Raw genomic sequence first — 10,876 nt, 5'->3', positions numbered from 1 at the left:
TTTGTTGGGCCGGCGGCGGTACTGGCAAGAGAGCATTTTGAGAGAGGATGTAATAGATCATGAGCACCTGGGCGCTGTTTATCATTGCGGTGGGGCTGTCGATGGATGCCTTTGCCGTAGCCATTTGTAAAGGACTTTCGGTAAAGCGGGCCGGGATAAAGCACTGCGCAGTGACCGGGCTGTATTTTGGCGGCTTTCAGGGGCTGATGCCGCTGCTCGGCTACTTTTTGGGGGTGCAGTTCGAGTCGCTCATCACCAGCGTGGACCACTGGATCGCCTTTGTGCTGCTGGGGGCCATCGGCGTAAACATGATCCGTGAGTCGCGCAGCTGTGCCGAGTGTGAACAGCTCGACGGCTCGTTTGGGCCCCGGGCCATGCTGCCGCTGGCGGTGGCCACCAGCATCGACGCATTGGCGGTAGGGGTGACTTTTGCCTTTTTACAGGTAGACATCGTGCCGGCGGTGTGCTTTATCGGCGGCATCACCTTTATACTGTCGGCGGTAGGGGTAAAGGTGGGCAATATTTTTGGTGCCCGCTTCAAGTCGAGAGCCGAGCTGCTGGGCGGCGCGGTCCTGGTGCTGATGGGCGCCAAGATCCTGCTGGAACACCTGGGCATTTTGGGTGCATAAATAATAGGCGCCGCAGGGGATGGGCAGCAGGGCAGTATTCCCCGGGAAATGGGCCACCGCGGCGCGCCGGGCAGGCCGCTTTGCCGCTTGCGCGGGGCGGGGCAACGTGTTATGATGGAGACCGTGAAAAAGTGGGCCGCTGCGGCCCTGGGAAGATATATATGGAGGGATCTTACATGAACATCGTACTGCTGGAATCGCTGGGTGTGCCGGAGGATGTGCTGGCCGACTGCGCCAGTCCGCTGACCGAGGCGGGCCACACCTTTACCGCCTACCCCAAAGATACCGACCCCGCGGTGATGATCGAGCGCGCCCGCGACGCCGACGTGCTGATGATCGCCAACATGCCGCTGCCGGCCGAGGTGATCGAGGCCTGTGACCACCTGAAATTTATCGATGTCGCCTTTACCGGTGTGGACCATGTGGCGCTGGACGCCGCCGCCAAAAAAGGCGTAAAGGTGAGCAACGCTGCCGGGTACTCCACCCAGGCGGTGGCCGAGCTGAGCCTGTGCCTGATGTTATCGCTGCTGCGCCGCGTGCCCCAGGTAGAGGCTCGCTGCCGCGCCGGCCAGACCAAAGACGGCCTGGTGGGCTGTGAGCTCGCCGGCAAGACGGTGGGCATCGTGGGGACCGGTGCCATCGGCCTGCAGACCGCGCGGCTGTGCCGGGCTTTTGGCTGCAGGGTGCTGGCCTATGCCCCGCGCCCCAAAGAGGCCGCCAAAGAGCTGGTGGAGTACGTGTCGCTGGAGGAGCTGCTGGCCCAGTCGGACGTGGTGTCGCTGCACTGCCCCCTCAACGACTCGACACGCGGTATGATCGACGCGGCGCACATCGCCATGATGAAACCTACCGCCATTCTCATCAACGTGGCCCGTGGCCCGGTGGTGGACAGCCAGGCGCTGGCTGACGCCCTGAACGCCGGAAAGATCGCCGGGGCCGGCATCGACGTGTTCGAGACCGAGCCGCCGCTGGCCACCGACCACCCGCTGCTGCACAGCAAAAACACGCTGGTCACCCCGCATGTGGCATTTGCCTCGGCCGAGTCGATGGTGGCCCGGGCCCAAATCGTGTTCGACAACATCCAGAAATGGATGGACGGCGAGCAGGCCAATATCGTGCTGTAGTGCTATAGTGTTTAGGCGCTAAATTTTTTCAAAGCCCATAAAAGAGCCCCTGTCCGGCGTGCGTACGGACAGGGGCTCTTTTAGAAGTGTGAAAAATGGCCGGGCAGGGCCGACAGCTACTGCGAGGTGTGGCCGAGCAGCGCCTGCTGCCGGCAAAACCAGCGGAGCATGTGGGCGTGCCGCTGGGGGATACCGGTGAAGTGGTCGCCCCGTTCCCACCGGTAGGTGACGGCGTCATCCCCCACCTTTTGGCGCAAAATATCCGCTGCCTGCAGGGCACATGCGCCCACCTGGGACATGACCGGGTGGCGGGTCTTTTCTTCAGTATCGCCCAGCGACAGGTAGTAGCCGCCGGCACGGGGCTGATTTTGGCCCATATACTCCAGCCAGCGGGGAAACCACATCGACCCCGACATGGAGGCCGCAAAGCCAAAGGCAGAGCTGTCGTAGGCGGCGTAAATGGCGAAGAGACCGCCCAGCGAGTAGCCGGCGATACCGGCAGCCTGCGGGCCGGGCAAGACCCTGTACTGCGCCTGTATGAAAGGCAGCACCTGTTTTGTGATGAGCTGCAGATGCCCGCTGGCCCCGCCGCCAAACGGGGCGGCACCGCGAAACACGGCCGGCGCCGGCCAAGGCGTATAGTCGCGGTCGCGGTCGTCGGCATACACTCCCACCAGCAGACAGGGGGAGGCGGCAGCTACCGAGTCGGCGGTGAGCAGGCCGGTGAGCGCCGGCTCGATACCCTGCAACATGTCGCCGTCGGTACAGTAGAGTACCGGCAGGGGCCTCTCTTTTGGCAGGTCGGGCCGCCACACGAGCAGTTTGGTCTGTGACAGCTGATGGGTGTTTACCGTATAGCCGATGGACATCGCACACACCTCTCTTTACTAAAATGGGGCGGCATGGGCGCAGCCCCGATCACCGCTATTGTAACACCGGCGGCAAAGATGTGCAAAAAAACGCCGATCGTGCTAAACTAGAAACAACCGATCTTAGAGTGGGGAGGCCGCGACTATGGCTAAGCGCGCCGGGCAAAAACTGCGCATTTTACAGGTGATGCAGCTCATTTTGCAGCACACCGATGAGGAACACGGTCTGACCTTGGCCCAGATGGCGGCCATGCTGCGGGATCAGGGCCTCGACTGTGAGCGCAAGAGCTTATATGACGACATACAGACACTGCGCGATTTTGGACTGGATATATTACTGCAAAAGCAGGGGCGGCAGAGCGTATACCTGCTGGCCAGCCGCGACTTTGAGCTGCCGGAGCTAAAGCTTTTGGTGGACGCCGTACAGTCCTCCCGCTTTATCACTGCCAAAAAATCAGAACAGCTGATCGGCAAGATCGAGCGGCTGGCCAGCGTGCCCCAGGGGCGGCAGCTACAGCGCCAGGTGTATGTACAGGGCCGTATCAAGACGATGAACGAGAGCATCTACCACAATGTGGATAAACTGCACGAGGCTATATCGGCCGGGCGGCAGATAAAATTTCGCTACTTTCAGTGGTCGGTGCAGTTTGGCGGCGGCAGCCGGGTGGTAAAGTCGTACCGCCACGGCGGCGCGCTGTACCAGATAAGCCCCTGGGCGCTGTTGTGGGACGACGAGAACTACTACATGGTGGGATATGACGGCGCGGCGGGCAAGATTAAGCACTACCGGGTGGACAAGATGGAGGCCATACAGCTGACCGGTCTGGCGCGGGATGGGCAGCGGGAGTTTGCCAGTTTTGACACGGCGGTGTACTCGAAAAAGGTGTTTGGCATGTACGGCGGGCAGGAGCAGACGGTGCGCCTGCGATTTGCCGACTACCTGGCCGGGGTGGTGGTGGACCGCTTTGGTCCTGACCTGCCACTGCGCCCGGCGGGGCCGGGCCAGTTTATCGCCGTGGTACAGGTGCAGACCAGCCCCCAGTTTTTCAGCTGGATATTTGGGCTGGGCGACGGGGTACAGATCTTATCGCCCCAGCAGATAGTGGACGACTTTTTACACCACGCCCGCCAGGTGACCGACCTGTACCGGTGACCGAAATGGGCCGGACGCCGTATGATGACAGAGGGGGGCAAAAGACCTGTGGAGCTGGGACTGACGATACCTTTACAGCGGCAGACCGGGCACCGGGCAGGGCCCAGCGGCGGCAGCGGACCGATGTACTGCTGGGACCTGCACGGCATCGAACTGGCCGGACGGCGCTGCCTGCTGGGGGTGCAGACATCCAGCAGGTACAGCTTTGTGCTGTACGACCTGAGCCCTTTTCAGTGGCAGCAGCTGGCCGACACGGCGGTGCAGGCCGTTGGCCAGTGTCTGCACCTGGAGGGCTTTTCTGCCCCGCAGGTAGACCGGTACCTGGCGCTGGCCGGGAGCGCTGCGTACACCAAGACCCACGGCCGCCGCGAAGTGGCCTTTTTGAACCGGGCCTGGTTTTTTTGCCTGGAGCAGGAGCTGGCCGTAGACACCGGGCGGCAGCTGCAGACCGGGCTGATGGAGCTGTGCAACACCCAGCCCTGCCGCTGCGCCGGGCACCCGGGGCTGGGTGTGGCCAGAACGCGGTTTTGGCAAGATCTGGCTGCGTTGGGTCTGCGCCGATAGCCACAGTACGAGAAGTATGGAAACAGGGTGAGCACATGAGCCTTAAAAAAGCGCTTTTACATTTGAAGACCATCAACCACCACAAAAAGCTGGTGCGGCAACACTGTTTTCGGGTGGGGCTGTACCGCCGGGGACTGCTGCACGATCTGTCGAAATACACGCCGGCAGAATTTTTGGCCGGCGCCAGGTATTTTCAGGGCGACCGCAGCCCCAACGACGCCCAGCGCCAAGCCGAGGGCTACAGCGCTGCCTGGCTGCACCATAAGGGGCGCAACAAGCACCACCTGGAGTACTGGATCGACTACGACCCCCAGGGCAGTCACCAGCTGTGCGGGATGCAGATGCCGGTGGCCTATGTCGTGGAGATGTTTTGCGACCGGATGGCCGCCAGCAAGACCTACCGGGGCAGCGCCTACTGCGACCGCGACCCCTATGATTACTACATGCGGGCCAGAGACCACTACCTGCTGCACCCCACCACCCGGGCGCTGCTGGAAGCGATGCTCACCAAATTAAAAGATGAGGGGGAAGATGCGGTGTTTTCGTATATCCGTACCGATATACTAAAAAATGCGGCCAAATGAGTGTGCCCGACACCGCCGCCACTTTTTACCAGCTGACAGGTGCTGTGACCGCACCGGCCGGCTGGTGTTTTTTTACCGGCGGGCGGCGCCGCTGGAACGCGAGGCGGCAGAGGGTCCCAACAGGTACAGCTATTCCCGAAAACGGTGCCAGGCAAGTGGTTCTGTCAGCGGCACAACGCACAACACCGCCGGCAAAAAAACGTGCGCTGTGCCAAAGGTCCGCTGTTTTCGCCGCAACCCGACAAGGACAACACAAGTTGCCGGCAAAGTTTGGGCCATCCCTATGGGCTGCGCCGTGCTATACTGGGTATAGACCTTTTGAGGGGGAGGTATATACCGTGAGACAAACACAGGCCAAGCGGACCATCATCCAATTTATGGCCACCTACTTTTTGTTCCAGATGTTTATCAGCGGGCCGTCGAGCTACCTGCCGCTTTTTCTGCAGGATCGGGGGCTTTCCGACGCACAGATCGGCATCGTGCTGGGCGTGTCACCTTTTGTGTCGATGGCCGGGCAGTTTATATGGGCCGGGGTGGCCGACCGGGTGGGCTCGGTCAACCGCATCTTTTTTCAGCTGTCGGTGGTGTCGCTGCTCATCGTGCCGCTGCACCTGCTGTTCGGCGGCTTTTACTACATGTTTTTTATTCTGTGCATCTTCGACTTTTTCTACAGCGCTTTGGCTCCGCTGCTGGATTCGCTGGGCATCTACTACGCCCAGGCACAGAAATTCAACTTCGGCAACTTTCGCCTGATGGGGTCGCTGGGCTTTTTGGTGGCGGCGCTGATCTCCGGTTTTTTGGCCGATTTAAAGATCGACTACATCTACTACTTTCAGGTGGCTATGGGCGTGCTGTTTTTGGTGTGCATACCGCTGCTGCCCAAAGTGCAGATGCCCAAGATGAAAAAGGCGGTATTCAACCCCGTGGTGCTGCTGCGCAAGCCGTCGGCGCTGATGGTGCTGCTGGTGGTGGCCCCCATCATGTTTGGATTTGGCTACAGCCTGAGCTTTTACCCCACCTACCTGGTGGGACAGCTGGGGGCGCCCAGCTCGTATATCGGTATCGGCAACATCGTGTCGATCACCATTGAAGTGACGTTTTTGTTTTTTATGGATAAACTGGTGGACCGTGTGCCCATCAAGCTGCTGTTGGCTGGCATCTCGTTTTTGACCATCGTGCGGTGGACGGTGTACGGCTTATCGGACAGCATTTTACTGGTGCTGCTGTTTTTTGGCATACAGGGCATCACCTCGGTGGCGACCTACTTTTTCGCCTCGTTTTACTTTAAGCGCATCGCCCCGCCGGAGGGGAAGGTGAGCACCCAGACGCTGGTGTCGATCTACTGCTACGGTATATGCCGGGGGCTGGGGGCACTGCTGGGGGCGCCGCTGACCCAGCTGGTGGGCGGGACCCGCAACGCCTTTTTGGCCATTGCCGGTATAACGCTGGCGGCGCTGGTGCTGTTTATGCTGATCCCGGTGAAATTTGCACAGCAGGAACAGGCCGACAGTGGTGTGCAGATCGGTGACGAGGGCCGGTAAACCCACTTTACACACATCTTTAAGGGGCGGCGTGCCGGGGCACACCGCCCCTTGTTTTGCCTATCTCTTGTGTTATAATACTCTTATTATAGTCGGCGGTACTGCACGCCGAATGTAGTGCCGCCGGCCGGACCTGATGAGAGCAAGAGCGCCCCGCCGCACGATAGCGGCGGGCGGAGTTATTTGCTAGGAGGAAAAAATATGTACGATTTTCCCAAGATAGATCTGCACCTGCACCTGGATGGATCGGTGCGGCCAGCCACCTGTTTAGAGCTGGCCCGCCAGCAGGGCGTAACCGAGCTGGCCAACCTGACGCTGGCGGAGATGGCCGACCGCATGCGCATGCAGCCCGATGCTGCCGAGGACGATTTTTCGGCCTTCGACACGCCGCTCATGGTCATGCAGACTGCCGAGGCACTGACCCGCATCACCGCCGAGCTGGTGGAGGACCTGGCCGCACAGGGGCTGGTCTACGCCGAGATACGCTTTGCACCTCAGTTCCACTGCCAGCAGGGCATGAGCCAGCGGGAGGCCATAGAGGCGGTATTGCAGGGCGCCCACCAGGGGATGGAGCGCCACAGCAGCATAAAGGTGGGCATTATACTCTGCGCGATGGCTTTTGGGCCGGCGACAGAGACCTATACCCAGAACGTGGAGACCGCCCACCTGACCGGGGAGTATCTGGGGCGCGGAGTGGTGGCGATAGACCTGGCCGGATACGAGGACCGGCTGCCGGAATTTGCCCCTATTTTTGAGCTGGCACACCAGCTAGAGCTGCCCACCACCTGCCACGCCGAGCGGCACGTGGATCAGTGTGTGCCTTTTGCCACCGACCGCATCGGCCACGGTTACCAGGTGGCCGACGAGCCCGCGCTGACAGACTACGTGATAAAAGACAACGTGCCGCTGGAGATGTGCCCGCTGTCGAGCATGGTGTACGGCCTGCCCCGGGATGGCCGGCACCCGCTAAAACGGCTGTACGATGCCGGCGCACCGGTGACGGTGAACACCGACAATATGACTGTGCTAGATACCTGTCTAAAGCGGGAGTACGACATCTGCCGGGCCATGGGCTTTACCGAGCGCGACCTGATACAGCTGAACATCAATAGCGCCCGGGCCGCCTTTTTGCCCGCAGATGAAAAAGAGGCGCTGGTGGCCAAATTGCAGGCCTACTTGTGAGATACCAATAAAAAAGAGCGGCAGCTGGCCGCTCTTTTTTATTGCGCAAACGGCCGGTGATCTGGTACTTCCAAACTGGTAAAGCGCCAAAAAACACCCTGCACTTTGCAGCAAAACAGAAAATCGGCGCCCGGGCGCTGGGAATGGGGGAGAGCGGCACGTATAATGGAAAAAAGCGCAGAAAGGCGGAAGGACTATGCACAGGCGACTTGACTACAGGACCGTGACCCTGCGGGAGGATGGGCGGGCCATCCGCATCATCGACCAGACCCGGCTGCCCCAACAAGTGGTATTTTGCGACCTAGAGACTCAGGAGCAGATCCGGCATGCCATCTACACCCTGCAGGTGCGGGGCGCGCCGGCCATCGGCGTTACCGCCGCTTATGGGCTGGCACTGGCGGCCGGCGAAATAGACGCCCGGGACCGCGACGGCTTTATGGGGCAGCTGGCGGACAAAAAAGCGTATCTGGCGGCGGCTCGACCCACGGCGGTCAATCTGTTTTGGGCGCTGGACGAGATGGAGACCTTTGCCGCCGGGCTGTGTTACCGCGACCCAAAACAGATGGCGGCCGACATGTTGCAGCGCGCACGGGAGGTAGAGGCGCAGGACGTTCGGGTGTGCCGCCGGATCGGAGAGAACGGTTTGGTGCTGCTGCAGGATGGGTGGGGCATACTGACCCACTGTAACGCCGGGCAGCTGGCAGCCGTTTTGTACGGCACCGCGCTGGCCCCCGTCTACGCGGGAGCCGAGCGGGGATACACCTTTCATATGTACTGCGACGAGACCCGGCCGCTGCTACAGGGAGCCAGACTGACCGCTTTTGAGATGCGGGCAGCGGGCATAGACACCACGCTGCTGTGCGATAATATGGCCGCCACCGCCATGGCCCGGGGAGATATCCAGGCGGTGCTGGTGGGCGCTGACCGCATTGCCGCCAACGGCGACACAGCCAACAAGATCGGCACCTTGGGGGTGGCTATCCTCGCCCAGCATTACGGCATCCCATTTTATGTGTGCGCACCGCTGTCTACCTTTGACCCCTGCTGTGAGAGCGGAGCCGACATCACCATCGAGCAGCGGCCGGGCACAGAGATCAGTGAGATGTGGTATAAACAGCCTATGGCTCCGGCGGAGGTAAAGCTCTATAACCCCGCTTTTGACGTGACGCCGGCGGCGCTGATCACCGGTATCGTAAGCGAGTACGGGGTTGCCCGGGCCCCGTACACACACTCGATCCCGGCGCTGTTTGCGGCCCGCAAGCGGCAGCCGGTCTAGGGGGAGAGACAGATGCAAAGACAGCACTTGCCATTTTGCGAACAGCTGGTACAGGCCGGGCGGGAATTGCTCGGCAGTGGCCTGACCGTGGAGACCTGGGGCAACATCAGCTGCCGCGACCCGGCTACCGGCAATGTATATCTGACGCCCAGCGCTATGGCTTATGACCGCTGTACTGCCGCCGATATGGTGGTGTTTGCCGCCGACGGCACACAGATAGACGGCCGGCGGCGGCCCTCGGTAGAGGCGGCCATGCATCTGTCTATTTACCGGGCGCGCGGCGATGTACAGGCTATTTTACACACCCATCCGGTCTACTCCACCGTATTTGGCTGCCTGGGCGAAAAGATACCACCTATCATCGACGAGGCGGCACAGGCGCTGGGTGGACCGGTGCCGGTGACCGCCTACGCTCTGCCCGGCAGTGAACAGCTGGCACGAAACTGTGTAGATGCGCTGGGGGCGCTGGGCATGGCCTGCCTGCTGCGCAGCCATGGGGCCGTATGCTGTGGGGCGGACATGGCCGGCGCCTTTAAGACGGCGCGGGTGCTGGAGATGACGGCCCAGATCTACTATATGGCCCGCACCATCGGCACACCGGAGGTATTGCCGCGGGACAAGGTGGACTGGATGCGCGATTTTGCCCTCAACCGGTACCGCCAGTGACAGCAGCGGATGACCCCAGACCGGCGTGTGAAAGACTCCGCGGCGCAGGGAGGCAAACAGGAGATATCTTGCGGCGACGGTATCATACCGCCCCTTGTGGGGCGGTATTTTGGTGTGGCGGCGACGGTGCAGCCGGCAGTGCTTAGCAGTTTACACAAAATAGCAGAGACAAATTCGGTACAGGTAAGGGGGGACCGGCCCTAAAACAGCGGTGCAAAGTCCCGCATAGTACGATATAATAGGGACGTATGGAAACGAGCCCGCGGTGTTTAGACCGGCGGCTGTGAAATGGAGGACAAGACAATGAGAAAGATCTTAATGGATTGCGATACCGGCGGCGACGACGCGACTGCCATCTCTCTGGCGGTAGCCAGTGATGATATCGAGCTGTTGGGCGTAACGGCCTGCATGGGCAACCTGGAGCTGTCGGAGACGCTGCGCAACAATCTGGCCCTGGTGTCGTACCTGGGCGTGGCCGACCAGGTGCCGGTGGCCGAGGGGTCAAAAGACCCGCTGGTCCGCCCCCGCTGGGTGGGCGCCGCCGGCGAACACCGGCTGGAGATGCCCGGCTTGCCCGCCGACAGCGAGCTGCCGGCCCCGCACCAGCTGGACGCCGTGGAGTTTATGGCCAAGGTACTGCGGGAGAGCGACGACAAAGTGACGCTCATTCCTCTGGCTCCGCTGACCAACATCGCCAAGCTGATGATGCAGTACCCCGAGCTGGTAGAGGAAAAGGTGGACGACATCATCCTGATGGGTGGCGGCATGTACTTTGGCAATACCACCGGCGCTGCCGAGCTGAACTTCTACGCCGACCCTGAGGCCGCCAAAGCGGTGTTTGCCTTTGGCAAACCGGTCGTGATGTGCGGGCTGGACGTGTGCTATAACGGGTATATCACCCAGCAGGAAAACGATGAGATCCACGCTATCGGCAACAAACCGGCCGAGGTATTTTACCACATGACCCAGCACACCCTGAAGTGGCAAAAAGAGAATAACGGTGTGGAGCGCGCCCTGATGTACGACAGCGTGCCCATCATCTACATGCTGCACCCCGAGCTGTTTAAGACGGTAAAGGCCGACATCCAGATCGAGACTACCTCCGAACTGTGTGACGGCATGAGCGTGTGCGATGCGCGCGTGGGCCAGGAGGAGACCGGGCGGCCGCGCATCCACACGGTGGTGCTGGACGTAGACCGCGAGGGCTACATAGAGCGGGTAAAAGAGATCTTAAAACAGGCCGGCAAATAAGCTGACTGGCCCCTGGGCCGACCCCAATACGCGGGGG

At 61.0% G+C, this 10,876-nt stretch carries 11 protein-coding genes; 10 read left to right on the top strand and 1 reads right to left on the bottom strand.

Annotated elements, in window-relative coordinates; genetic code table 11:
• Positions 1 to 59: 59 nt before the first annotated feature.
• Together C6Y32_RS09780 and C6Y32_RS09775 are read left to right on the top strand one after the other, a co-directional pair.
• Positions 60 to 629: a manganese efflux pump MntP gene (locus tag C6Y32_RS09780; protein WP_105205077.1), complete on the top strand. Its 570-nt coding sequence runs from the start codon at positions 60 to 62 to the stop codon at positions 627 to 629.
• A gap of 176 nt (positions 630 to 805) precedes the next feature.
• On the top strand, positions 806 to 1,753 hold the full coding sequence (locus C6Y32_RS09775) for a 2-hydroxyacid dehydrogenase (RefSeq protein ID WP_105205076.1): 948 nt from the start codon (positions 806 to 808) through the stop codon (positions 1,751 to 1,753).
• A gap of 116 nt (positions 1,754 to 1,869) precedes the next feature.
• Here the strand turns inward: C6Y32_RS09775 and C6Y32_RS09770 are convergent, their stop codons facing one another.
• Entirely contained in the window at positions 1,870 to 2,622 is a 753-nt protein-coding gene (locus C6Y32_RS09770) for an alpha/beta hydrolase (protein WP_105205075.1), read from the bottom strand.
• A gap of 145 nt (positions 2,623 to 2,767) precedes the next feature.
• Here C6Y32_RS09770 and C6Y32_RS09765 point away from each other — a divergent pair, with 145 nt between their 5' ends.
• The 8 genes from C6Y32_RS09765 to C6Y32_RS09730 all read left to right on the top strand — a co-directional run bounded on the left by C6Y32_RS09765 (position 2,768) and on the right by C6Y32_RS09730 (position 10,839).
• Entirely contained in the window at positions 2,768 to 3,775 is a 1,008-nt protein-coding gene (locus tag C6Y32_RS09765; RefSeq protein ID WP_105205074.1) for a helix-turn-helix transcriptional regulator, read from the top strand.
• Positions 3,776 to 3,823: 48 nt separating this feature from the next.
• On the top strand, positions 3,824 to 4,339 hold the full coding sequence (locus C6Y32_RS09760) for a DUF6933 domain-containing protein (protein ID WP_105205073.1): 516 nt from the start codon (positions 3,824 to 3,826) through the stop codon (positions 4,337 to 4,339).
• A 35-nt stretch (positions 4,340 to 4,374) separates the two neighbouring features.
• On the top strand, positions 4,375 to 4,923 hold the full coding sequence (locus C6Y32_RS09755) for a DUF5662 family protein (RefSeq protein ID WP_105205072.1): 549 nt from the start codon (positions 4,375 to 4,377) through the stop codon (positions 4,921 to 4,923).
• 338 nt (positions 4,924 to 5,261) lie between these two features.
• Positions 5,262 to 6,464, top strand: a complete 1,203-nt coding sequence (locus tag C6Y32_RS09750; protein ID WP_164998209.1) for an MFS transporter — start codon at positions 5,262 to 5,264, stop codon at positions 6,462 to 6,464.
• A gap of 201 nt (positions 6,465 to 6,665) precedes the next feature.
• Positions 6,666 to 7,646, top strand: coding sequence for an adenosine deaminase (gene add / locus C6Y32_RS09745; RefSeq protein WP_105205070.1), 981 nt, complete (start codon positions 6,666 to 6,668; stop codon positions 7,644 to 7,646).
• A 196-nt stretch (positions 7,647 to 7,842) separates the two neighbouring features.
• A complete protein-coding gene (gene mtnA / locus C6Y32_RS09740) occupies positions 7,843 to 8,922 on the top strand; it encodes an S-methyl-5-thioribose-1-phosphate isomerase (protein ID WP_105205069.1) in 1,080 nt (359 codons plus the stop codon).
• A gap of 12 nt (positions 8,923 to 8,934) precedes the next feature.
• Positions 8,935 to 9,588, top strand: a complete 654-nt coding sequence (locus C6Y32_RS09735; protein ID WP_105205068.1) for a class II aldolase/adducin family protein — start codon at positions 8,935 to 8,937, stop codon at positions 9,586 to 9,588.
• Between the two features lie 303 nt (positions 9,589 to 9,891).
• Entirely contained in the window at positions 9,892 to 10,839 is a 948-nt protein-coding gene (locus C6Y32_RS09730; RefSeq protein WP_164998208.1) for a nucleoside hydrolase, read from the top strand.
• The last annotated feature ends 37 nt before the right edge of the window (positions 10,840 to 10,876 follow it).

It is taken from the genome of Neobittarella massiliensis (ex Bilen et al. 2018), from assembly GCF_900289145.1.
In the GTDB taxonomy this organism is placed as follows: Bacteria; Bacillota; Clostridia; order Oscillospirales; family Ruminococcaceae; genus Neobittarella; species Neobittarella massiliensis.
Note: the sequence above shows the minus strand (reverse complement) of the source record. Positions and strands in the feature narration are given on the sequence as shown.